This window comes from Paraciimarium castrense LEGE 11436, from assembly GCF_056633055.1.
In genome coordinates, this window is sequence record NZ_JBSJOW010000001.1 from 265,008 (window position 1) to 287,470 (window position 22,463).

Genomic DNA, 22,463 nt, shown 5'->3' on the forward strand with positions numbered 1-22,463 from the left:
ATCACAGCGCTTTGCGCCTTCTCAGCCGCCTCAGCAGCCGGGCCGCGAGCTGCTGGCGTGACAGCCCCGCGTAGCCGGGAAGGCGGAGTTGCCGAGCCAGCAGCCGCAGCTCCGCCAGGGACATGCCGGCCAGCCGCAGTTCCGGCAGCCGCCGCCAGGCTGCGGAGGCCGGAGCCAGCAGCTGCCCGCTGCGCTGGTCGCGGAAGCCGCTCAGCACGCTGCCGGCCATCCACTCGGGCACCAGCACGAACAGCACCGCCAGGAGGCCGTAGAGCTCAACCAAGCCCCGCGGCAGGGGGTGCAGCTGGCGCTCGGGCCTCTCCTGCTCGCTCTCCTGTGGATCGCGGGCAGGGCTCACAGCAGCCGGCCGCGGTCACCAGCCGGCCAGGCCGGGCGTTCGGCGGCTGGGGCGTCGCGCCACTGCATCGGCAGCTCGAGGCGGGGATTGAGCTTCACGGTCCAGAGCACCAGGGCAAAGCACACCCCGATGGTGCTGACCATGGCCACGATCACGACACGGTCCGGCAGGGGGGTCATGGGCTCAGGGGCGGGGGGGTGGTCAGACCCGCTCGGTGCGGGTGCAGTCAATGCGGCTGGGCAGCTGCTCGAGGGTGAGAATGTCGCCCCGCAGAATCAGGGTGCGGCTCCTGTTGCGGTAGCGCAGGCCTGGCAGCTGTGACGACTCCCTGAAGTAGGTGGCCCGGGCGCCACCGCTGATCAGCGAGGCCTGGGAGTCGTTGCGCTCCACCAGCACCCGGCCCTTGTTCGGGCAGATGAAAGTCTCCGTGCTGTCGTAGTTCTCCCACCAGGGCGACATCTGGCTCAACAGCAGCATCGACAGGAACAGGCTTGGCATCAGAGCGGGATCAGTCGAGGCGGATGGGCGCGTTGTCGCCCCGCAGCACGCAGTGGCTGATCGACCAGTCGTAGGCCTGCCAGACCCTGGGGTCAAGTCTGTAGTCGGCATCCGCGAACTCCCCCAGGGGCACGCCCGTGGGCTGGGCCGAGCAGTAGGGCCTGCTGCCCGGTTTGGCCAGGTACTGCTGGTGGTAGGTCTCGGCGGGCCAGAAGGGCACGTCCTGAAGGAGTTCGGTGGTGATCGCGCCCAGGCCGGCGGCGCTGAGCAGAGCCTGGTAGCTCTCACGGCTGGCCTCGGCCAGCTGCAGCTGCTCGGCGCTGGTCACGAAGAGGGCCGAGCGGTACTGGGAGCCGCGGTCGTTGCCCTGGCGATCGCCCTGGGTGGGGTCGTGGCATTCCCAGAAGAGCTTGAGCAGGTCGGCAAAGCCGATGGCGCTGGACTCCCACACCACCCGCACCACTTCGCTGTGGCCGCTGCGGCCCGAGCACACCTGCTGGTAGCTGGGGTCTGTGAGGGAGCCACCGGCATAGCCCACGGCGGTGGTGACCACCCCGGGCAGGCGCCAGAACCCCTTCTCCGCTCCCCAGAAGCAGCCGCAGCCGAAGAACACCTCCTGCTGGCCGTAGGCCACGGGGGCGTCAATGGGGGTGCCCAGAACGGCGTGCAGCCGCTCCTGCTGGCCCCCCGGCTGCTGGCTGCTGGTGGAGGAGTCGGGCTTCTGGAAGAGGCCGAACAACGGCTTCAGGCGAGTGGGGTCAGCCTAGTCAGGGCGAGGGGGCGGCCGGCCTGGGTTCCAGGGCGATGTGGTTCAGCAGGGTGGTGGTGAAGGCGAACAGCAGGAACGGCAGCGACAGCACCAGGATCAGGCCCACTCCCACCAGGGCCACGATCGGTTTGCTGGCCCCCATCAGCGCCAGCCCCGCCGCCAGGCTGGCGAAGATCACCGCCATCCAGATCAGGATCTGGCCGTAGATGTCCCCGAAGGTGAGGGTGCAACGCAGGGCGTAGGCCTGGGTGTCGAGCCGGGGTTGCAGGCTGCTGGCGGACGACATGGCGGGGTGGGGGTGAGGGGCAGAAGTTCCCACCCCACTCAAGCCAGCTCCGGGGGACCTGGCCGTGGTGCTCAACAACTGTTTGGACAAGACCCCCTGACCCCTGAGCAGCGGGCCTCAGCCGGCGGCGCGCAGCTGCTCGGAGGCCTGTTCGCGGGCCCACAGCCGCCGGTAGGTGCCGGGCTGGGCCAGCAGGGCGTCGTGATGGCCCTCCTGCACCAGGCGGCCCTGCTCCAGCACCAGGATCCGATCGCAGGCCGCCGCGGCCGAGAGCTGGTGGCTGATCATCAGGATCGTGCGGTCGGTGACCCCACTGGTGACCCCACTGGTGCCGCCGCCCCCCTGCTGCCCCCGGCGGATGGTGCGCAGGATCTCGGCGGCGGTGGTGTTGTCCACGCTGGCCAGGGCGTCATCGAGCACCAGCAGCGGCGCATCCACCAGCAGGGCGCGGCCCAGGGCTGTGCGCTGGCGCTGGCCGCCGCTGAGGGTGATGCCCCGCTCGCCCACCAGGGTGCGGTAGCCGTCGGGGAAGGCCTTGATGTCGCCCTCGAGGCGGGCGTCCCGGGCGGCCTGCTCCACCGCCTGCAGCGGCGCCTGGGGCTCGCCGTAGCGCAGGTTGTCGGCCAGGCTGGCGGTGAACAGGTAGCCCTCCTGGGGCACCAGGGCCACCTGCCGGCGCAGGTCGCTGAGGCTCAGGCTGGTGATGTCGTAACCATCGATCCAGAGCTCGCCGGGGTCCACCTCCACCATCCGGCCCAGGGCGCGGGCCAGGGAGGTCTTGCCGCAACCCACCGGCCCCACCACTGCCACCAGCTCGCCGGGCCGGATCCGGAAGCTCACGTCCACCAGGGCGGGCCGCACGGCCCCCGGATAGCGCACGGTGAGGCCGCGTGCCTCGACGGCGCCGCGTCCGCGACCGCGGAAGGGCACCGGATCGGGGGGCGACTCCACCAGGGGCTTGCGGCGCAGCAGGTCCTCCACCCGCTCCAGGCTCACCTGCCCGGTCTGGAAGGTGTTGAGGGTGAAGCCGAGCAGGGCCGTGGGGAACACCAGCCGTTCCACGAACAGGATCAGGGCCACCAGGTTGCCGATGCTGAGCCGGCCGCTCTCCAGCTGGCCACTGCCCAGGGCCAGCAGCAGCAGCAGGCTGATCGAGGAGATGCCCTCCAGCAGAGGGAACAGGGTGCTGCGGGTGCGGGCCAGCCCCAGGGCGGCATCGCGGTAGAGGCGGTTGCGCCAGGCGAAGGCCTGCTGCTCGGTGGCCTCCTGGCCGTAGATCTTGATGGCGCTGATGCCGGAGAGGTCTTCCTGGATCAGGTCGCTCAGGCCAGCGAGGGCCTCCTGCTGGCGGCGCTGCTGGCGCATCATGCGGCCGCCGAACAGCCGCACCGTGATCAGCATCAGCGGGTAGAGCCCCACGGCCGCCAGGCTCAGCCAGGGGTCGATGCTCAGCATCGCCGGCAGGGTGAGGGCGTAGGCCAGGGCGGTGTTGGTGAGGCTGAGCACGGCGAAGCCGAGCAGGCGGCGCACGTTCTCCACGTCACTGGTGGCGCGGCTGATCACCTCGCCGCTGCCGATGTTCTGCACCCAGCCCGGCTCCTGCAGCAGCAGGTGGTCGAAGATCTGCTGCTTGAGGTCGGCCTCCACCTGGCGCCCCACCCCGAACACCAGCACCCTCGAATAGAGCCGTACGGCACCCATGGCCGTGGCCAGCGCCATGATCAGGCCCGCCTGCAGGTACACATCCCGCAGGGCGAAGCCGTCCTGGAGGTCGTCGATCACGCCGCGCACCAGCAGCGGAATGCTCACGCTCAGCAGGTTCACCACCACCAGGGCGGCAGCCCCGATCAGCACGGTGCGCCGGTGGGGCCGCAGATAGCGCCTGATCAGATCGAGCCGGAACCCGCCCACGCGGCCTTCGCCAAAGTGGGTCCAACCTAGGGATCGCGGGGCTGCCCCCCGCGCCTGCCTCCCCCCTCCTCCCATGTCCCAGCCCCAGAGCCATCCCCTCCATGCCCTCGACCGGGTGGTGGTGGATCGGCTGCTGGCGGCCGCCGAACCGCGTGATGAGGATCTGGTGGATGCGGCCCGCTTGCTGATGCGTTACGAAGGATTTCCAGGCGCCCAGGACATCCAGGACGATCTGGCCAAGGTGCTGCGCTTCTGGAAGCTCAGCCGCACTGCCCTGCACGAGCGCACCCGCGCCATCTGGGCCGCCGACTTCCGGCCATCGCCCAGCACCGGCGAGGCCGTGGGATCGGGTTTTGACACTGCCGCCCAGGAGAGCTGAGGCCCCAGTTGTTCTCGCCGGGGCCCCAAGGCCCCGCTCGGCTGTTGCCCGGTCCTGGGCTGAGCATGTTGATCCGTGGGTCTGTGCCGCAGGGCCGCTCTTCGGGTGATAGTGGGTGGGTCCCCATCACCCGGCCCGGAGTGCTCTGCACCCGGGCTTTTTCTTGCCGATTTCTGCCCAGCCATGGCCGCCACTCCCTCTCCTGCCAGTCCGTCCTCCGGTTCCGCTGCGTCCGGCAGCCCGGCTGCCTGGAGCGCCCTGCTGGAGCAGCTGCTGGCCGGCGAGGCCCTGTCGGCACAGCAGGCCACGGCCCTGATGAGGGGCTGGCTGGACGAGGAGATCCCGGCCGTGCTCACCGGCGCCCTGCTGGCCGCCCTGCGGGCCAAGGGGGTGGAGGCGGCAGAACTGGCGGCGATGGCCGAGGTGTTGCTCGAGGCCTGCGCCCTGCAGCTGCCCCGGCCCGCCCTGGCGCTGGTCGACACCTGCGGCACCGGTGGCGACGGCGCCGACAGCTTCAACATCTCCACCGCCGTGGCCTTTGTGGCCGCCGCCTGCGGAGTGGCCGTGGCCAAGCACGGCAACCGCAGCGCCAGTGGCCGGGTCGGCTCGGCGGACGTGCTCGAGGCCCTGGGCATCCATCTGCAGGCGCCCCAGGAGCAGGTGCTGGCCGCCCTGCCCCGGGCTGGGGTCACCTTTCTGTTCGCCCCCGGCTGGCACCCCGCCCTGGTGGGTCTGGCGCCGCTGCGCCGCAGCCTGGGGGTGCGCACCGTGTTCAACCTGCTCGGCCCCCTGGTGAATCCCCTGCGGCCGGAGGCCCAGGTGCTGGGTGTGGCCCGCGCCGACCTGCTCGACCCGATGGCCGGCGCCCTGGCCCGCCTCGGCCTGCGTCGAGCCGTGGTGGTGCATGGGGCCGGCGGGCTCGATGAGGCCTCCCTGGCCGGGGTGAATGAGCTGCGCCTGGTGGAGAACGGCCAGGTGCGCAGCGACCAGCTCGACCCGGAAGCGCTCGGCATGGCCAGGGCCCCGATCACGGCCCTGGCGGGCGGCGACCTGGCCACCAACCAGGCCATTCTCGAAGCTGTGCTGCAGGGCCGGGGCACTCAGCCCCAGCGCGATGTGGTGGCCCTCAATGCGGCCCTGGTGCTGTGGGCGGCCGGCCTGAGCGAGACCCCGGCAGCGGGCTGTGAACCGGCCCGCCGGGCCATGGTCGACGGCGCTGCCTGGCGCACCCTCGAGGCGCTGCAGCAGGCCCTGTCGCCGGGCTGAGCCGAGGCCCGTGCCCATGCACACCGGCGCCGGCGGCGACCCGGGGCATGATCGACGTGATCACGGGCATCCTCCGGGGCAATCAACCTCAATCTCCCGGCGCGCCTTGGTCCCACAGCCACCGTCTCAGAACCCCCGTCTCAGAACCCCCGTCTCAGCACCCCCGTCTCAGCACCCCCGTCCCGGAACCCCCGTCCCAGATTCCCCGTCCTCCAGCCTGTGCCCGACACCTCTGTGCCCGACACCGCCCTTTTCGACACCGCTCTGCCCGACACCATGACCGGCTCGCCGCGAGCCGCCCTGCTGGTGCTTGCTGACGGCACCCTGTTGCGGGGTGAGGCCTTCGGGGCCGTGGGCACGGCCATCGGTGAGGTGGTGTTCAACACCGGCATGACCGGGTACCAGGAGGTGATGACCGATCCGAGCTACTCCGGCCAGCTCGTGACCTTCACCTACCCCGAACTGGGCAACACCGGCGTCAACGCCGCTGACCAGGAAGCTCCCCAGCCCCATCTGCGCGGCGTCATCGCCCGCCAGCTGGCGCCCGTGGCCAGCAACTGGCGATCCGAGGCCAGCCTTGGCTCCTGGCTGGAGCGGCACGGCGTGGTGGGCATCCGCGGCGTCGACACCCGTGCCCTGGTCCGCCACCTGCGCGAGGGCGGCGCCATCAACGGGGCGATCAGCAGCGATGGCACCTCGGCCGCCGCCCTGCTGGCCCAGGTCACGGCGGCGCCGTCGATGCAGGGGCTGGATCTGGCCTCCCAGGTCAGCACCGCCGAGCCCTACACCTGGAGCTCCACCTGCCAGGCGGGCTTCGACCAGCGCCTGCAGCCCTCGCCGGATCAGCCCTACCGCGTGGTGGCGATCGATTTCGGCATCAAGCGCGCCATCCTCGATCGCCTGGTGGCCCACGGCTGCGCCGTCACCGTGCTGCCCTCCAGCTCCAGCCTGGAGGAGGTGATGGCCCTTCGCCCCGAGGGGGTGTTCCTCTCCAATGGTCCCGGCGACCCCTCGGCCGTCAGCAGTGGCGTGGCGCTGGTGAAGGGGTTGTTGCTGCAGCCCGATCTGCCCCTGTTCGGTATCTGCATGGGGCACCAGATCCTGGCCCTGGCCCTGGGGGGGCGCAGCTTCAAGCTGGGCTACGGCCACCGGGGCCTCAACCACCCCTGCGGCAGCCCCGGCCAGGTGGAGATCACCAGCCAGAACCATGGCTTCGCCATCGCTGCTGACTCCCTGCCGCCCGAGCGGGTGACCATCACCCATCTCAACCTCAACGACCGCACCGTGGCGGCCCTGGCCCTGCGGGACCAGCCGGTGTTCGGCATCCAGTACCACCCTGAGGCCAGTCCGGGGCCCCACGACGCCGACCACCATTTCGGCCGCTTTGCCGCCCTGATGGCCGAACGCCGGGCCTGAAGGGCGGCGCCACGCGCACTTTTGTTCTGCTCTGCTGCAAGCGCGGTGGAGCTCTCTACACTCCCCGCAGTTACGCCTTGGGGGCAGAGCTATCACCGATCTGCAGCGTCTCACGGTGTCCCTGCGCGGCGGCTTTGAGCAGCAGGCCCGCTGTCAGTTGTTCCGTTTCACCGGGCAGCTCGATGCCTATTCCGACAAGCAATTCGGCACCTTCATCGCCGAGCATCGCAGCCCGGGCCAGCCCCTGGTGGTGGATCTCAGCAGCATCGACTTCATCGATTCCTCAGGACTCGGCGCCCTGGTGCAGCTGGCCAAACAGTGCAACACCGACAAGCAGCAGTTCCTGGTGGTGGGCAATGCCCGGGTGGTTCAGACGGTGAAGCTGGTGCGCCTCGAGGAGTTCCTGCATCTGCAGCCCGATCTCAGCACCGCCCTTGAGCGCCTCACCGCCTGAGCGGGACGGCCCCGCTCCTACGTCCTGGTTGGCGGAGCTGCAGGCCCGCCCCCCTGCCTCAGACCTGGGCCCGCTGCAGCTGGCCTGGCTCGGTGATGCCGTGTGGGAACTGCACCAGCGGCTGGAGCGCTGCCGCCTGCCGGCCCGGGCCAGGGATCTGCATCGCCAGGTGGTGGACGAGGTGCGCGCTGACGCCCAGGCGCGGCTGCTGGCCCAGCTGGAGGACTGGCTGACGCCGGCCGAAGCGGATCTGGTGCGGCGGGCCCGCAACCGTGCCGGCCGTGGGCCGCGCGGCAGCGACGCGGCGACCTATGCCAGGGCCACGGGTTTTGAGGCCTTGCTGGGCTGGCTGTTCCTGCACGATCCGCCCCGGTTGGTCGTGCTGCTAGATCACTTGCAGCACCACAACCCCTGATCCGCGCCGACCATGAGCCCTCGATTCGATCGCCGTCCGGACAAGCGGGCGGGCAGTGGGGGCCGAGGGGCCGCGCGCCCGGGCCGGGACGGAGCACGTTTCTACGGCCGCGACCGCGAGGGTTCCAAGGAGGGTCCGAGGGAGGCCCCCCGCGAGGGCAGCCGTCCTGGTCGGGAGGATGCGGGTGGCCCCCGCAGCCGCGGGGGCGACACGGGCTGGGATCGCGCCCGTCCTGCGGGCGCCCGCAGGCCTGCAGGCCCCCGCAGCCAGGGGGAGCGCAGCTCCTTTTCCCGACGCAGCCCGGATCGCCCGGCCAGCTCGGGACGTTCCAGCTGGAACCGGGAGGGGTCGCCCCGTGACGGCGGCGCCGCTGGCGGCAGCCGCGACTGGAGCCGCCCGCCCGCCCGCCGCGAGGCCAGCGGCCGCGGCCCGGCCCGCCGTTCTGATTCGGGCCGCTCCGGTGACGCCCCCCGCAGCTACGGCGCCCCACGCCGCCCCGGAACCTCCGAGCGCCCCGCCCGGGTGGTGGCGGTGGACGCGGATCAGGCCCGGCCCCTGCCGGAGGCCGAGCGCCATGGGGAGGACAAGACCCCTGACGACCTGATCTGGGGCCGCCATCCAGCCCAGGCGGCCCTGGAGGGCGGCCGGCCGGTGCACCGCATCTGGTGCACGCCGGAGCTGCGCTTCAGCCCGCGTTTCCTGCAGTTGCTGCGCGAGGCCAAGGCCTCGGGTGTGCTGGTGGAGGAGGTCACCTGGGCCCGGCTCGGCCAGCTCACTGGCGGTGCCGTGCACCAGGGCATCGTGCTGCAGGTCGCTGCCGCCGAAACCCTCGACCTGACCTCCCTGATCGAGGGGTGCCGCACGGTGGGCGAGCCGCCGCTGCTGATGGCCCTCGATGGCATCACCGACCCCCATAACCTCGGCGCCATCGCCCGCAGCGCCGAGGCGCTGGGAGCCCATGGCATGGTGCTGCCCCAGCGCCGCAGCGCCGGCCTCACCGGTTCAGTGGCCAAGGTGGCCGCCGGTGCCCTGGAGCACCTGCCGGTGGCACGGGTGGTGAACCTCAACCGGGCCCTGGAAACGCTCAAGCAGGAGGGCTACCGGGTGGTGGGCCTCGCTTCCGAGGGCACGGTGAGCCTGGAGCAGGCCGACCTGGAGGGTCCGCTGGTGATTGTCACCGGCTCCGAATCCGACGGCCTGGCGATGCTCACCCGCAAGCACTGCGACCAGCTGGTGAGCATCCCGCTGCGGGGCGCCACCCCCAGCCTCAACGCCTCGGTGGCCACGGCGATGCTCCTCTATGAGGTGGCCCGCCGCGGCTGGATGCAGGGCCTCAAGGGGGGCCAACCCGCACCGCGACTGCGTCGGCCCCAGCTGCCGGTGCCCCAGCCGCTGCCCGAGGTTCAGCCCTCCGCCCTCGACCCTGCTGCTGGTGTGGATCCGCCACTGGAGTCGTTGCTGCCTGAGGCGGCCGAGCCGCAGGAGATCTCCGCAGCCTTGCCAGAGGCGCCCTCAGAAGTGCTGTCAGAGGCGCCCTCGGTGGTCGAGTCAGAAGGGCTGATCAAGGCCGATTCCGTGGAGCAGCCCGAAGTCCTGCCTGTGCCCAGCCCCGGGGTCCAGCCCGTGACTGAGCCCACCTCCGACACCGCAGCCGCACCGCTGGCCGAGCCCCCCAGCCCCGAGCAGCCTGATCAGCCCGTTGCGGAGCTGCCCCAGCCCACGGATGAGCTGGTCCAGGCTGACGGTTCCACCCGCTCCGATCCGGCCTTCGGCTCCGACATCACCCTCTGACCCCGGTCTGGGAGGAGCCGTCCCAGCGGACGGGCACAATGGGCGCTTGAGAGGCTTCTGTGCATGAACCTGCTGCTCTGGCCTTTGCGCAGCTGCGCCAACGGTCTGGGTCTGGCCTGGTGGGGAAGGGTTCGTACCCAGTCTCCCGAGGTTACGTACTGGTTCGGCCCCTTTCTGCGGCGCAGCAGCCTCGAGGCCCGGCTGCCGGCCTTTGTGGCCGACCTTCAGGCCGAAGCGCCCGGTTCCCTGGACGTGGAGCTGCTGCGCCTCCGCCGTGGTGAGCCGCTCACCGAGGTTGGCTGATAGCGTCGCCGCAAGCACCTGAGCGGTTGGATGGGTATCGCCGAATGGCGTGGGCAGCTGGAGCGGGGCGAGGTGTCGGCCCGGGAGCTCACGGACCGCCATCTGGCCCGGATCGACGCCGTGGACGGCACCGTGAAGGCCTTCCTCACCGTGACGGCTGAACGGGCCCGGGCCGATGCCGACCGCGTCGATGCCGCCCGGGCCGCGGGCGAGCCGCTGCCGCCCCTGGCCGGGATTCCGCTGGCGATCAAGGACAACCTCTGCACCGCCGGCATCGCCACCACCTGCTCCAGCCGCATGCTGGAGGGCTTCGTGCCGCCCTACGAGTCCACCGTGACCGAACGGCTCTGGCAGGCCGGCGCGGTGCTGGTCGGCAAGACCAATCTCGATGAGTTCGCCATGGGCAGCTCCACCGAGACCTCTGCCTTCGGGCCCAGCCACAACCCCTGGAACCCCGAGACGGTTCCTGGTGGCAGTTCGGGTGGCAGCGCCGCCGCCGTGGCCGCCGGCGAGTGCCTCGGTGCCCTCGGCTCCGACACGGGCGGTTCGATCCGTCAGCCCGCCTCCTTCTGCGGCGTGGTGGGGTTGAAGCCCACCTACGGCCGCGTCAGCCGCTACGGGCTGGTGGCCTTCGCCAGCTCCCTCGATCAGGTGGGCCCCTTCAGCCGCAGCGTTGCCGATGCGGCGGAACTGCTGCAGGTGATCGCCGGCCCCGATCCCCGCGACTCCACCTGTCTGCGCCTGCCGGTGCCCGACTACCGCGCCGCGCTGCAGCAGCCGGTGGCGGGGCTGCGGGTGGGCATCGTGCGCGAGTGCCTGGAGGCCGAGGGCCTGGCCCCCGAGGTGAAGGCGTCGGTGCTGGAGGCCGCCGCCACCCTGGAGCGGCAGGGCTGCGAGCTGGTGGAGGTGAGCTGCCCCCGCTTCAACGACGGCATCGCCACCTACTACGTGATTGCCCCATCGGAGGCCTCGGCCAACCTGGCCCGCTACGACGGCGTCAAGTACGGCTATCGGGCCGAAGGGGCCGCCAACCTGGCCGAGATGACCGCCCGCAGCCGTGCCGAGGGCTTCGGCGATGAAGTGCAGCGCCGCATCCTGATCGGCACCTATGCCCTCTCGGCCGGCTATGTGGATGCCTACTACAAGAAGGCCCAGCAGGTGCGCACCCTGATCCGGCGCGACTTCGACCGGGCCTTCGAGGCGGTGGATGTGCTGCTCACCCCCACCTCCCCCACCACCGCCTTCGGCTTCGGCGCCCACACCGACGACCCCCTGGCCATGTACCTGGCCGACCTGCTCACGATCCCGGCCAACATGGCCGGCCTGCCGGCGATCAGCCTGCCCTGCGGCTTTGATGGGCGCGGCCTGCCGATCGGCGTGCAGCTGATCACCAATGTGCTGGAGGAGGGTCTGCTGCTGCAGGTGGCGCACCACTACGAGCTGGCCGCCAGGGTGATGGAGCGCCGTCCTGAGGCGGCCCTGGCCGTCTGAACTGCACCACCCCAGATCTGGTGGTGCGGCCCTACTCTGACCACCACAGATGCGGTTGTCCGTGGCCTTCGTCCCCCTCCACAACCACAGCGACTACAGCCTTCTGGATGGGGCCAGCCAGCTGCCGGCCATGGTGGAGCGGGCCGTGGCCCTGGGCATGCCGGCCCTGGCCCTCACCGACCACGGCGTCATGTATGGCGCCATTGAACTGCTGAAGCTCTGCGCCAAGGCCGGCATCAAGCCGATCATCGGCAATGAGATGTACGTGATCAACGGCTCTCTGGACGATCCCAACCCGCCCAAGAAGGAGCGGCGGTATCACCTGGTGGTGCTGGCCAAGAACGCGGTGGGCTACCGCAATCTGGTGAAGCTCACCTCCCTCAGCCACCTGCGCGGCATGCGCGGCCGGGGCATCTTCGCGAGGGCCTGCATCGACAAACAGCTGCTGCGCCAGCACAGCGAGGGGCTGATCGTGGCCACGGCCTGCCTGGGCGGCGAGATCCCCCAGGCGATCCTGCGGGGCCGGCCCGAGGTGGCCCGCGAGGTGGCGGCCTGGTACCAGGAGGTGTTCGGCGACGACTTCTACCTCGAGATCCAGGACCACGGCGGCCTTGAAGACCGCATCGTCAACAGCGGCATCGCCCGCATCGGCGCCGAGCTGGGCATTGAGCTGATCGCCACCAACGACGCCCACTACCTCAGCGTGGGGGATGTGGAGGCCCATGACGCCCTGCTGTGCGTGCTCACCGGCAAGCTGATCAGTGATGAGAAGCGGCTGCGCTACACCGGCACGGAATACATCAAGAGCGAGGCCGAGATGCTCGGCCTGTTCGCCGATCACCTGGAGCCGGAGCTGATCCAGCGGGCGGTGGCCAACACGGCCCGGGTGGCCGAGAAGGTGGACGACTACGACATCCTGGGCCGCTACCAGATGCCCCGTTTCCCGATCCCGGAGGGCCACACCGCCGTGAGCTATCTCACCAGCGTGGCGGAGCAGGGCCTGCGCGATCGGCTGGAGCTGGCCGCCGGGGCGCCCTTCGATCCGGCCTATGGCGAACGGCTGCACTTCGAGCTGCAGGTGATGGAGCAGATGGGCTTCCCCACCTATTTCCTGGTGGTGTGGGACTACATCCGCTTCGCCCGCGACAGTGGCATTCCGGTGGGGCCGGGACGGGGCTCGGCGGCGGGTTCCCTGGTGGCCTATGCCCTGGGCATCACCAACATCGATCCGGTGGTGCATGGGTTGCTGTTCGAGCGGTTCCTCAACCCTGAGCGCAAGTCGATGCCTGACATCGACACCGACTTCTGCATCGAGCGCCGCGGCGAGGTGATCGAGTACGTGACCCAGCGCTACGGCGAAGACAAGGTGGCCCAGATCATCACCTTCAACCGCATGACCTCCAAGGCCGTGCTCAAGGACGTGGCCCGGGTGCTGGACATTCCCTACGGCGATGCCGACCGGCTGGCCAAGCTGATCCCGGTGGTGCGCGGCAAACCGGCCAAGCTCAAGGAGATGATCGGCCCTGAATCGCCGGCGCCGGAATTCCGCGAGAAGTACGAGAGGGATCCGCAGGTGCGCCGCTGGGTGGACATGGCGATGCGCATCGAGGGCACCAACAAGACCTTCGGGGTGCACGCCGCCGGCGTGGTGATCGCCGCCGATCCCCTCGATCAGCTGGTGCCGCTGCAGCGCAACAACGACGGCCAGGTGATCACCCAGTACTTCATGGAAGACGTGGAGTCGATGGGGCTGCTGAAGATGGACTTCCTCGGCCTCAAGAACCTCACCATGATCGACAAGACCCTGGCCCTGGTGGAGGAGAGCACCGGCGCCCGGGTGGACCCCGACCGCCTTCCCCTCGATGATCCCGCCACCTACAGCCTGCTGGCCCGCGGCGATCTGGAGGGCATCTTCCAGCTGGAATCGAGTGGCATGCGCCAGATCGTGCGCGATCTGAAGCCCTCATCCCTGGAGGACATTTCCTCGATCCTGGCGCTCTACCGGCCGGGTCCCCTGGATGCCGGGCTGATTCCCAAATTCATCAATCGCAAGCACGGCCGCGAAGCGATTGAGGTGGTGCACGCGGCCCTGAAGCCGATCCTGAGCGAAACCTACGGGATCATGGTGTATCAGGAGCAGATCATGAAGATCGCCCAGGACCTGGCCGGCTATTCGCTCGGTGAGGCGGATCTGCTGCGCCGGGCGATGGGCAAGAAGAAGAAGAGTGAGATGGAGAAACACCAGAGCCTGTTTGTGAAGGGGGCCACCGATCGCGGCGTGGAGCCCCGGGTGGCCGAAACCCTGTTCGAGCAGATGGTGCTGTTCGCCGAGTACTGCTTCAACAAGAGCCACTCCACGGCCTATGGCGCCGTGACCTTCCAGACCGCCTATCTCAAGGCCCACTACCCCGTGGCCTACATGGCGGCCCTGCTCACGGTGAATGCCGGCGCCTCCGACAAGGTGCAGCGCTACATCGCCAACTGCAATGCCATGGGCATCGAGGTGATGCCGCCCGATGTGAATGCCTCCGGCATCGACTTCACGCCGGTGGGGGATCGCATCCTGTTCGGCCTCTCCGCCGTGCGCAATCTGGGCGATGGGGCCATCCGCCAGCTGCTGGAAAGCCGCAGCAGCGATGGCCCGTTCCTGGGCCTCGCCGATCTCTGCGACCGCATCCCCGGCCACCAGCTCAACCGCCGCGCCCTCGAGGCCCTGATCCACTCCGGCGCCCTCGATGCCCTGGAGCCAGCCGCCAACCGGGCCCAGCTGATGGCCGATCTGGATCTGGTGCTCGACTGGTCCAGCTCCCGGGCCAAGGACCGGGCCAGCGGCCAGGGCAACCTGTTCGACCTGATGGGCAGCGCCGGCGACGCGGGCCCTGACGCTGCCGCCGGCCGGGCCGATCTGAGCACGGCCCCGAAGGCCGCCCCGGTGAAGGACTACCCCCCCACCGAGAAGCTGCGGCTGGAGAAGGAGCTGGTGGGCTTCTACCTCTCGGACCATCCGCTCAAGCAGCTGGCCCGGCCGGTGAAACTGCTCTCACCGCTGGCCCTGGCCCACCTGGAGGAGCAGGCCGACAAGGCCAAGGTGAGTGCCGTGGTGATGGTGCCGGAGCTGCGCCAGGTGAACACCCGCAAGGGCGATCGCATGGCCGTGCTGCAGCTCGAAGACCTCACCGGCAGCTGCGAGGCCGTGGTGTTCCCCCGCAGCTACGCCCGCCTGGCCGACCACCTGATGGTGGATGCCCGCCTGCTGGTGTGGGCCACGGTGGATCGCCGCGATGACCGGGTGCAGCTGATCGTGGATGACTGCCGCTCGATCGATGACCTGCAGCTGCTGATGGTGGAGCTGCCCGCCGACCAGGCCGGCGACATCGCCATCCAGCATCGCCTGCGCGAATGCCTGCACCGGCACCGTCCGCCCCAGGACGAAGCCGGCCAGCGGGTGCCGGTGGTGGCCCTGGTGCAGCAGGGGGAGGCGGTGCGCTTCGTGCGGCTCGGCCCCCAGTTCTGCGTTTCCGATGCCGCCGCCGCCCTCGACACGCTCACGGCTGCGGCGTTTCAGGCGCGGATCAGCGCGCCCCTGCTGGCGGCCTAGCTGCCGCTGCGCAGGCTGCGCAGCGACTGGCGCAGACGGCCGATGTTCAGGCCCAGCTGCTCCTGGCCCAGCAGGCTGCCGGGCTGGTCTTCCCAGCTGGCGGAGAGCACGCCGTAGCTCAGGCCCACCAGCCCCAGCAGGAAGCAGCCGCCGGAGGCGGCCAGGGTGAGGCCGGGGGAGATGTCAGCGATCTGGCGGCTCACCAGCAGGTAGCTGCCCACGAACACCCCCATCCCCATCACGGTGGGGATGCCGGTGGCGATGGCCACCCGGCGTGCCATGCGATTGGCCACGGCATCGGGAATGGCCCGGGCCCGGGCCGGGGCCTTCTTGCTCGGCACCGCGGCGGCTTTCTTGCTCGGAACAGCCGACGGCTTGGAGCGGCCGGAGGATGACCCCTTGCGGCTCGCGCGGGCGGCCGCGTCATCTCCCAAACCCTTACCGGCCATGGACTCGCTCTGCGGTGGCGTGCTGCTGAACGGCCTCAGCCGCGGATGCCGAGCTTGGCGATCAGATCGGCGTAGCGCTGCTGGCTGATGCCCTTGAGGTAGCCCAGCAGCCGCTTGCGGCGGCCGATCATCTTGAGCAGTCCCTGCCGGGAGGAGAAGTCGTGCTTGTTCTGCTGCAGATGGCCGGTGAGCTGGCTGATGCGCTCACTCAGCATCGCCACCTGAACCTCCACGGAACCGGTGTCGGTGCCATGGGTCTGGTGACCGTTGATCAGGTCCTGCTTCTGGGCGGTGGTGAGCGGCATGGAGTTGGGAAGTGGCGGAGCGCGAGCCTGCAGCCTGGTGGCCCCGGCAGGGCCTGCCCCGGCCTCTGCGGTGCAAACCGATACTTTACCGCCCTGGCCGGCCCTGTTCCGGGCAGAGCCCAGTGCTGTCAGGCGGCGGATCGGGCCAGCCAGCGCAGGCAGCAGCGGATCCACTCCTCGGCGCTGGCGTCGGCGGCCAGCCCCTGGGCGGCCACGGCCCGCACGGCCCGGTGAATCTCCAGCCCCTCGTAGCCCAGGGCGGCGAGGGTGGCGTGCAGGTCGTCGCGGCTGCCGTCGCTGAGGGCGGGCAGGGGTTCGAGCTCGGCCTCGCTACCCGGTGTTGGCCCGCCCAGGAAGCGCTCCTGCAGCCGCACCCGCAGCTCCACCGCCAGCCGCTCGGCGGTGCGCTTGCCCACCCCAGGCGCCTGGCAGAGCTGGCGCAGGTCGGCCTGCACGATCGCCAGCACCAGGGCGGTGGGCTCCAGCACCCCCAGCAGGCCCAGGGCCATCTGGGGCCCCACCCCGCTCACGGCCACCAGCTCCCGGAACAGATCCCGTTCCTGGCGCTCGGCAAAGCCGAACAGGGTCCAGCCGTCCTCGCGGATGCTCTGGTGGATGTGCAGGCCCAGGCTGCCGCCCTGGGGCGGCAGCCGCTGCCACTGCCGCTGGCTCACCTGCACCTCGTAGCCCACGCCGCCGCAGACCAGCAGCAGTCCGCAGCGCTTGTCGTGCTGCCACGGATCGGTGATGTCCCCTTGCAGCCAGCCGATCATGGGGGAAGTGAAACCGCCCCCATGCTGCCCGCCCTGCGGACCCTTGCCCAGCGGCTGCTGCCACCGCTGCTCTCACCGCTGCTCTGCCTGCTGCTGCTGTTGCCGATCAGCGGCTGCGGCGGCGTCGGCCAGCCGCCCCGGGGGGTGCTGCTGAGCGCCCTGGCCCTGCAGATCCAGCTCACCCAGGGGTCGATCGCCCAGTCGCTGGGTCTTGAGCCCGACGGCATTCCGGAAGTGAGCCGGGTGCGGGTGAGTGAGCAGCAGGCGGTGGCGATCGGCGAGGCCCGCGGCCTGCGGCTCAGCGGCAGCTTCGACTGGCGTCTGCCGGGGGACCGGGTGCGGGTGGACAGCCCCTTCGAGCTCTACCTGCAGCGCGGCGAGCGGGGCGAGAGCTGGCGGCTGGCCCGCCCCAGCGGCGCCATCGGCGGCGACACCCAGCTCTGGCTCACCGATCCCCTGCCGTCCTGAGCGGGAGCCCCTGATCCGGCAGGGCTGCAGCGCGGCACTGCAGCAGCTCGAGCACGGCGTGCAGGAGGATCAGGCCCAAACAGATCACCAGCACCAGCTGCAGGTTGCTGCTGGCCAGGCTGGAGCTGGCGAAGGAGACCAGCATCAGGCCCAGGCCATAGAGCAGGGTGCAGGTGGCCCAGCTGCGGCGGTGCGCCTGGCTGGGGACGAAGTCGTGGATGCGCAGGTGGGTGAGGCTCACGATCATCCAGGTCCAGCAACCCAGCAGAAAGGAGCCCAGCACCACCAGCGCCTGGCTGTCTCCCCAGGCGAACAGGGCCGCCGCCGCCACCCCGGCCAGGGCCCCCCCCACCAGACAGTGCCGGGTGGCCCAGGCGCGCGGCAAACACACCACCAGCAGGGAGCCGCCCATGGCACCGGCCCCGAAGATCGCCAGGCCGTGGCTGTCCGCCACCGGTCCGGCGCCGAAGCGCTGGCTGAGCAGCAGCGGCTCGTAGAACACGCTGGGCACCGACCCCATCGCCGCCACGGCGTAGGCCGCCGCCAACAGGATCAGGCCGGCGGGCCAGACGGCGCGGTGGGTCTGGCCCGGGGACAGCCCCGGCTGGCCCTTGGGACTGGCTGGGGACACCGGCGGATGCCGCCGGTTGCGCAGCAGCAGGGCCACGATCGGCAGGGAGAGCAGCAGGCTGAGGCCGGCCAGCAGGATCCAGGCAAGCCGGGGCGAGGAGGGGGCGAACAGCCCCACCGCCAGGGCCCCCAGCAGGCCACCCAGGCCCGCTCCACCCATCACGATGGCCGTGCTCAGGCGCAGTTGCCTGGCCGGCACCCGCCGCAACGCCAGGCTCGGCACCCCGGGTCATCAGCTGGGCCGCCGCCCAGCCCCCCACAAACCGCCAGACGGCCTGGGAGCCGGTGCTGCTCCAGAACCCCTCGGCCAGCATCGAGACCACGGTCAGCACCAGGGCCAGGGCAATCACGCCAAGCACATGCTGGTGCCGGCGCAGCCGCGACTGGTGAAAACAGCCGATCAGATAGCCGATCAGATTGCCGCCGGAGAGGTCGCCGATCGAGGCTGTGTCGATCCAACCGGCGGTGGCCATCTGCTTGGCCAGGATCGAGAAGTCGAAACGGGCCAGGCCGATGCCGATGGCGATGGCACAGGTGCCCGCCAGCACGTCCGCCCCGATGCCCAGCTCTGTTCTGGTGGTCATCCTCAGCCCGCCCTGATGCTGAGCAGGGTCGCACCCAGCACCAGGGCGGCGGCCAGCAGCAGGGAGGGAGCGAGGGTCTCCTGGAACCAGAACACGCCCCACAGCGCCGCCAGGGGCACCTGCACGTAGCTCATCGCCGTGGCCCGGCCCGCGGCCATGCCCATCAGCCCATAGGTGAGGCCCAGCTGCCCCAGCTGGGTGAACAGGCCCACCCCCAGCAGCCAGGCGAACTCCACGGCCGTGGGCTGCACCGGATCCAGCAGCACCAGGGGCAGGCTGATCGGCAGGGCCATCAGCGGGAAGTAGAACACCACCACCAGGGGATGCTCACTGCGGCGCAGGGCCCGCACGCTCACGTAGGCCAGGGCCGAGAGCAGGGCTCCGGCCAGGGCCAGCAGCAGGGGCAGCGTGGGCAGCTGGTCGGAGAGGGCCGCCAGCCCATCACCGGCCGGGATGGTGAGCACCCCCACCCCGAGCAGGCCGAGCAGCACAGCCCCTCCCACCCGCCAGCCGGGCCGTTCGCCCAGCAGCGGCCAGGCCAGCACCGCCGTGAAGGTGGGATGGAGGTACTGCAGCAGCGTGGCCACCGCCAGGGGCAGGCCGGCGATCGCCTGATAGATGCAGTAGAGCCCCGCTGTTCCCAGCAGACCCCGCCCCATCAGCAGCCCGCGGCGGTTTCCCCAGGGATCGATCCCGGCCCGGCCCAGCAGCCACCAGCTGATCAGCACGCTCACCACGGCCCGGGCCAGCACCACCTCCGACACCGGCAGGCGCCCGCCGAGGGCCTTGACGCACACCCCCATCAGGCTGAAGGCCAGGGCGCTGGCCAGCATCCACAGGGGCGCCCAGTTGTGGTGGTGTCCGGCAGAATGGGGGCGATCCAACCCCCATCGGTAGCGCCACTCCTTGAGCCAGCCCGCGCTCCATCCCCGCCTGCATCCGCGCACGATCGAGGCCGTCAAGGAGCGTGCGGACATCGTCGATGTGGTGGGAGAGCACGTGGTGCTCAAGAAGAAGGGGCGCGAGTTCGTGGGGATCTGCCCCTTCCACGACGACACATCGCCGTCGATGACGGTGTCGCCAGCCAAGCAGTTCTACTACTGCTTCTCCTGCGGCGCCGGCGGCAACGCCATCAAGTTCCTGATGGAGCTGCAGCGCCACAGCTTCAGTGATGTGGTGCTGGAGCTGGCGCGCAAGTACCAGCTGCCGGTGGAAACGCTGGATGGCCCCCAGCAGGAGCGGCTGCGCAAGCAGCTCTCCCGGCGCGAGCAGCTGCACCGGGTGCTGAGCCTGGCCTCGGGCTGGTTCCGCAGCCAGCTGCGTGCCCCGGGCGGGGCGGCCGCCCTGGCCTATCTGCGCGAGCAGCGGGGCCTCAGTGAGGGCACGATCGAGAGCTTCGAGCTGGGTTTTGCCCCCGACCGCTGGGATGGGCTGCTGAACCACCTGGTGCAGGTGGAGGGGGTGGCCCCGGAATGGCTGGAGGCCGCCGGTCTGGTGGCGGCCCGCAAGGGGGAAGCCGGCGACAGCCGCCGGGGGCACTACGACCGCTTCCGCGGCCGGGTGATGGTGCCGATCCGCGACCGCCAGGGGCGGGTGATCGGCTTCGGCGGCCGCAGCCTTGAGGGCGGCGAGCCCAAATACCTCAACTCCCCGGAAACGGAGGTGTTCGAGAAGGGGCAGCACCTGTTCGGTCTTGATCGGGCCGCCAACGAGATCCGCCGCGATGACCGGGCGGTGGTGGTGGAGGGCTACTTCGATGTGATCGCCCTGCATGCCGCCGGCATCACCAATGCGGTGGCCTCCCTGGGCACGGCCCTCAGCCGCCAGCAGATCACCCAGCTGTGCCGCTGCTGCGAGAGCCGCCGCCTGATCCTCAACTTCGACAGCGACGGCGCCGGCGTGAGGGCGGCCCAGCGGGCGATCGGCGAGGTGGAGCAGCTGGCGCTGCAGGGGCAGCTGGAGCTGCGGGTGCTGCACCTGCCCGCCGGCAAGGATCCCGATGAATTCCTGAAGCAGAACGGCGCCGGTGATTACCGCGCCCTGCTGGATCAGGCGCCCCAGTGGCTCGACTGGCAGATCGCCCAGGTGCTGGAGGGCAAGGACCTGGCCCGCTCGGATCAGTTCCAGCAGGCCGTGAGCGCCCTGGTGGCCCTGCTCGGCAAGCTGCCCCAGAGTGCCGTGCGCAGCCACTACCTGCAGCAGGTGGCCGAGCGGCTCAGCGGCGGCCAGGCGAGGCTGGCGATCCAGCTGGAGGACGACCTGCGCCAGCAGGTGAAGGGCCAGCGCTGGCACGGCCGCTCCCAGAAGTGGGAGCAGCCCGGCGAGGCGGGTCTGCGGGAGCGGGCCGAGGCGGAGGTGCTGCGGCTCTACCTGCACTGCCCGCCGGAACGGCCCCGCATCCGTGCCGAGCTGCGCCGCCATGAGCTGGAGGACTTCGGCCTGGCCCACCACCGCCAGCTCTGGGCCGCCATCTGCTCCCTGGAGGAGGACAATCTGGGCGCCGGCCGGCTGGAGGCGGTGAGTCGCGGCCTCGATCCTGGCCTCGATCTGGCCGACCTGGAGCTGACCCGCCTGCTCAGTGACCAGCTGCTGGTGGAGGAGAGCAGCCTGCTGACACGGCTCACGCCCCTGATCGAGCCCAGCGAGCTGCAGCAGCTGCAGCTGGGCCAGCCGCAACTGCAGCTGCGCGGCGCCCTGGCCTCATTGGAGCGCCAGCGCAGCCTGAAGCGCTGCCGGCATCTGCTCGACGCCTGGAGCAGCCAGCGGCTGGAAACCCTGGAGCGCTGCATCGCCCGCCTGCTGCAGCTGGAGCGCAGCGAAGAGGATGCCGGCCTGGTGCCGATCAGCGACATGGAGGGCCGCATCGAGCAGCTGTTCGCCGAGCTCAACAGCGACGCCCTGCGCTTTCAGGAGCTGTATTACAACGAGCGCCGCTACCTCGAGGCCCTCGATGCCCGGCGGCGGGCGGGCTATGCCGAGCTGGAGGCCGGCTTGGCTGAGTCGAGCAGCAGCGACTTGACGGTGGCGGCGATCGGCACGGCGGTGATCACCCCGTAGAAACTGGCGAGGGTGGCGCCCACCATCACCGAAAACAGGATCACGATCGGGTTGAGGCCGGTGAGCTTGCCCAGCAGCCGCGGCGGCAGCACGTTTTCGATCACCTGATCCACCACGATCAGCACAGCGAAGATGCGCAGCCCCAGCCAGAAGCTCTTGAGCATGAACAGCACACTGAACAACAGGATGCCGAGGATGGCCCCGAACGGGATGAAGCCCATCAGACCGATGCTCACCCCTGAAAGGATGGGGAACGGCGCCCTCAGCAGCCACAGGGTGGGTGTGAGTACAGCCATCAGCACAGCTGAGAGGATGAGCTGGTTGAAGATGTAGCTGTTGAAGTTGCGGCGCAGCACGGCCAGTGCCTTGAGGCCGTTGTCGCCAGGCAGCCAGGAGGTGAGGCAGTTGCGCACGAAATCACCGCCATAGATCAGGAAGAAGATCGTGAGCACAAACAGGAAGAAGAGGCTGAAGAAGTTCCCCAGCGATCCGGTGATGAAGGCGGGGATGTTGAGCAGCAATCCCTCCAGCTGCGCGGTGAGCCCCGCCGCCAGGCCCTGGATGATTTCGCTGACCTCGATCGGCACGCCCAGATAGGAGGCCCTGCCACTGAAGGCGTCGAGCTGTTGGGCGGTGGCGGAGATCCACTCCGGCAGCACCTGCGTGAAGGCCAGAAACCGCACCACCAGAAGCGGCAGCAGGGTGGCGGCGATCAGGCCGGCCAGGGCCAGGAACAGCCCCACCACCAAACCGATCGCCCAGCTGCGCCCCAGCCCCAGGCGCCGCTGCAGCAGGCGCACCGGCAGGTTGAGGATCAACGCGATCACCCCGGCGAGGATGAAGGTGGAGGCGATGCCCTCAAAGGCCCTGTAGAGCGAGGCGAACACCCACAGGTTCAGCACCACGAGCGGGAAGGACAGCCCCAGCACCAGCGGGCGGGGCAGGCCGGAGGGCAGGGGCATGGGGAAGGTCTCCTGGGCAGGGGCGGGTGGCGGCATCATGGCCGCTGGCCAACGCTCAGGGCTCCCGCCGCTGGAACCGGTAGCCGTCGTAGCTCAAGCTGGTCACCCGGCCGTCGGGGCTGGTGTTGAAGGTCTCGCCGTCCCAGGGGGTGAGTGGGGCCCGGTAGCGGGCCGCTCCCGCCAGCACCTCCAGGGTTCCCTCCTGCTCTGCCACCGTCCAGGTGCCGAACAGGGGGTTCTCTGGTTGCGGCGTCCACCCCACTGCCGGGGGCATAGCCCCGCAGACCGTCGCCGGCCCGG

24 protein-coding genes and 1 pseudogene are annotated in these 22,463 nt (G+C 70.3%); 11 read left to right on the forward strand and 14 right to left on the reverse strand.

Features of this window, described 5'->3' with window-relative positions; all coding sequences use genetic code 11:
• Position 1: 1 nt before the first annotated feature.
• From ACWJIO_RS01400 to ACWJIO_RS01425, 6 genes are all read right to left on the reverse strand, one after another.
• Positions 2 to 358 (reverse strand): Rho termination factor N-terminal domain-containing protein, encoded by a 357-nt coding sequence (locus ACWJIO_RS01400; protein WP_480310896.1) that lies wholly within the window; start codon positions 356 to 358, stop codon positions 2 to 4.
• Positions 355 to 537, reverse strand: a complete 183-nt coding sequence (locus ACWJIO_RS01405; RefSeq protein WP_480310897.1) for a hypothetical protein — start codon at positions 535 to 537, stop codon at positions 355 to 357. The genes ACWJIO_RS01400 and ACWJIO_RS01405 overlap by 4 nt, the downstream gene beginning before the upstream one ends.
• A gap of 22 nt (positions 538 to 559) precedes the next feature.
• Positions 560 to 856, reverse strand: coding sequence for a hypothetical protein (locus ACWJIO_RS01410; RefSeq protein WP_480310899.1), 297 nt, complete (start codon positions 854 to 856; stop codon positions 560 to 562).
• A 10-nt stretch (positions 857 to 866) separates the two neighbouring features.
• Positions 867 to 1,595 (reverse strand): peptide-methionine (S)-S-oxide reductase MsrA, encoded by a 729-nt coding sequence (gene msrA / locus ACWJIO_RS01415; protein ID WP_480310901.1) that lies wholly within the window; start codon positions 1,593 to 1,595, stop codon positions 867 to 869.
• 28 nt (positions 1,596 to 1,623) lie between these two features.
• Positions 1,624 to 1,911: a hypothetical protein gene (locus ACWJIO_RS01420; protein WP_186699959.1), complete on the reverse strand. Its 288-nt coding sequence runs from the start codon at positions 1,909 to 1,911 to the stop codon at positions 1,624 to 1,626.
• A 117-nt stretch (positions 1,912 to 2,028) separates the two neighbouring features.
• Positions 2,029 to 3,822, reverse strand: a complete 1,794-nt coding sequence (locus ACWJIO_RS01425; RefSeq protein ID WP_480310903.1) for an ABC transporter ATP-binding protein — start codon at positions 3,820 to 3,822, stop codon at positions 2,029 to 2,031.
• Between the two features lie 73 nt (positions 3,823 to 3,895).
• Here ACWJIO_RS01425 and ACWJIO_RS01430 point away from each other — a divergent pair, with 73 nt between their 5' ends.
• From ACWJIO_RS01430 to ACWJIO_RS01470, 9 genes are all read left to right on the forward strand, one after another.
• Entirely contained in the window at positions 3,896 to 4,201 is a 306-nt protein-coding gene (locus ACWJIO_RS01430) for a DUF3288 family protein (protein WP_480310905.1), read from the forward strand.
• A gap of 183 nt (positions 4,202 to 4,384) precedes the next feature.
• Positions 4,385 to 5,467, forward strand: coding sequence for an anthranilate phosphoribosyltransferase (gene trpD, locus ACWJIO_RS01435; protein ID WP_480310906.1), 1,083 nt, complete (start codon positions 4,385 to 4,387; stop codon positions 5,465 to 5,467).
• A 276-nt stretch (positions 5,468 to 5,743) separates the two neighbouring features.
• Complete coding sequence (gene carA, locus ACWJIO_RS01440; RefSeq protein ID WP_480311498.1) at positions 5,744 to 6,883, forward strand: glutamine-hydrolyzing carbamoyl-phosphate synthase small subunit; 1,140 nt, start codon at positions 5,744 to 5,746, stop codon at positions 6,881 to 6,883.
• Positions 6,884 to 6,998: 115 nt separating this feature from the next.
• The gene (locus tag ACWJIO_RS01445; protein WP_480310907.1) at positions 6,999 to 7,337 is read left to right on the forward strand and encodes an STAS domain-containing protein; all 339 of its coding nucleotides are present in this window, start codon (positions 6,999 to 7,001) and stop codon (positions 7,335 to 7,337) included.
• Complete coding sequence (locus ACWJIO_RS01450) at positions 7,318 to 7,752, forward strand: ribonuclease III domain-containing protein (protein WP_480310909.1); 435 nt, start codon at positions 7,318 to 7,320, stop codon at positions 7,750 to 7,752. Before ACWJIO_RS01445 ends, ACWJIO_RS01450 begins: the two co-directional genes overlap by 20 nt.
• Positions 7,753 to 7,764: 12 nt before the next feature.
• A complete protein-coding gene (gene rlmB, locus ACWJIO_RS01455) occupies positions 7,765 to 9,543 on the forward strand; it encodes a 23S rRNA (guanosine(2251)-2'-O)-methyltransferase RlmB (RefSeq protein ID WP_480310910.1) in 1,779 nt (592 codons plus the stop codon).
• 63 nt (positions 9,544 to 9,606) lie between these two features.
• Positions 9,607 to 9,846 (forward strand): DUF1816 domain-containing protein, encoded by a 240-nt coding sequence (locus ACWJIO_RS01460; protein WP_480310912.1) that lies wholly within the window; start codon positions 9,607 to 9,609, stop codon positions 9,844 to 9,846.
• A 30-nt stretch (positions 9,847 to 9,876) separates the two neighbouring features.
• On the forward strand, positions 9,877 to 11,337 hold the full coding sequence (gene gatA, locus ACWJIO_RS01465) for an Asp-tRNA(Asn)/Glu-tRNA(Gln) amidotransferase subunit GatA (RefSeq protein WP_480310913.1): 1,461 nt from the start codon (positions 9,877 to 9,879) through the stop codon (positions 11,335 to 11,337).
• A 61-nt stretch (positions 11,338 to 11,398) separates the two neighbouring features.
• On the forward strand, positions 11,399 to 14,935 hold the full coding sequence (locus tag ACWJIO_RS01470; RefSeq protein WP_480310915.1) for a DNA polymerase III subunit alpha: 3,537 nt from the start codon (positions 11,399 to 11,401) through the stop codon (positions 14,933 to 14,935).
• Here ACWJIO_RS01470 and ACWJIO_RS01475 read toward each other — a convergent pair.
• The 3 genes from ACWJIO_RS01475 to ruvA form a co-directional block, all read right to left on the reverse strand.
• A complete protein-coding gene (locus ACWJIO_RS01475; RefSeq protein WP_480310917.1) occupies positions 14,932 to 15,384 on the reverse strand; it encodes a photosystem II biosynthesis protein in 453 nt (150 codons plus the stop codon). The genes ACWJIO_RS01470 and ACWJIO_RS01475 overlap by 4 nt on opposite strands.
• A gap of 35 nt (positions 15,385 to 15,419) precedes the next feature.
• Complete coding sequence (gene rpsO / locus ACWJIO_RS01480) at positions 15,420 to 15,689, reverse strand: 30S ribosomal protein S15 (RefSeq protein ID WP_186699945.1); 270 nt, start codon at positions 15,687 to 15,689, stop codon at positions 15,420 to 15,422.
• Positions 15,690 to 15,817: 128 nt separating this feature from the next.
• On the reverse strand, positions 15,818 to 16,462 hold the full coding sequence (ruvA, locus tag ACWJIO_RS01485; protein WP_480310920.1) for a Holliday junction branch migration protein RuvA: 645 nt from the start codon (positions 16,460 to 16,462) through the stop codon (positions 15,818 to 15,820).
• A gap of 21 nt (positions 16,463 to 16,483) precedes the next feature.
• Between ruvA and ACWJIO_RS01490 the strand changes: the two genes are divergently transcribed.
• Complete coding sequence (locus ACWJIO_RS01490) at positions 16,484 to 16,930, forward strand: hypothetical protein (protein ID WP_193915694.1); 447 nt, start codon at positions 16,484 to 16,486, stop codon at positions 16,928 to 16,930.
• Here ACWJIO_RS01490 and ACWJIO_RS01495 read toward each other — a convergent pair.
• The 3 genes and pseudogenes from ACWJIO_RS01495 to ACWJIO_RS01505 form a co-directional block, all read right to left on the reverse strand.
• Complete coding sequence (locus ACWJIO_RS01495; protein ID WP_480310922.1) at positions 16,908 to 17,783, reverse strand: YbfB/YjiJ family MFS transporter; 876 nt, start codon at positions 17,781 to 17,783, stop codon at positions 16,908 to 16,910. The genes ACWJIO_RS01490 and ACWJIO_RS01495 overlap by 23 nt on opposite strands.
• Before the next feature lie 55 nt (positions 17,784 to 17,838).
• Positions 17,839 to 18,144: pseudogene (locus ACWJIO_RS01500) on the reverse strand (YbfB/YjiJ family MFS transporter); the annotation flags it as partial.
• Between the two features lie 2 nt (positions 18,145 to 18,146).
• Positions 18,147 to 19,121: a DMT family transporter gene (locus ACWJIO_RS01505; RefSeq protein ID WP_370566481.1), complete on the reverse strand. Its 975-nt coding sequence runs from the start codon at positions 19,119 to 19,121 to the stop codon at positions 18,147 to 18,149.
• On the opposite strand from ACWJIO_RS01505, the gene dnaG reads away from it, so the two are divergent.
• A complete protein-coding gene (gene dnaG, locus ACWJIO_RS01510) occupies positions 19,051 to 21,201 on the forward strand; it encodes a DNA primase (protein WP_480310924.1) in 2,151 nt (716 codons plus the stop codon). The two genes, ACWJIO_RS01505 and dnaG, sit on opposite strands and share 71 nt — an antisense overlap.
• Here dnaG and ACWJIO_RS01515 read toward each other — a convergent pair.
• Positions 21,114 to 22,163: an AI-2E family transporter gene (locus ACWJIO_RS01515; RefSeq protein ID WP_480310926.1), complete on the reverse strand. Its 1,050-nt coding sequence runs from the start codon at positions 22,161 to 22,163 to the stop codon at positions 21,114 to 21,116. The two genes, dnaG and ACWJIO_RS01515, sit on opposite strands and share 88 nt — an antisense overlap.
• A 55-nt stretch (positions 22,164 to 22,218) precedes the next feature.
• Positions 22,219 to 22,437 carry a hypothetical protein gene (locus tag ACWJIO_RS01520; protein ID WP_480310928.1) on the reverse strand — a complete coding sequence of 73 codons (219 nt, stop codon included), beginning with the start codon at positions 22,435 to 22,437 and terminating at the stop codon, positions 22,219 to 22,221.
• Between the last annotated feature and the right edge of the window lie 26 nt (positions 22,438 to 22,463).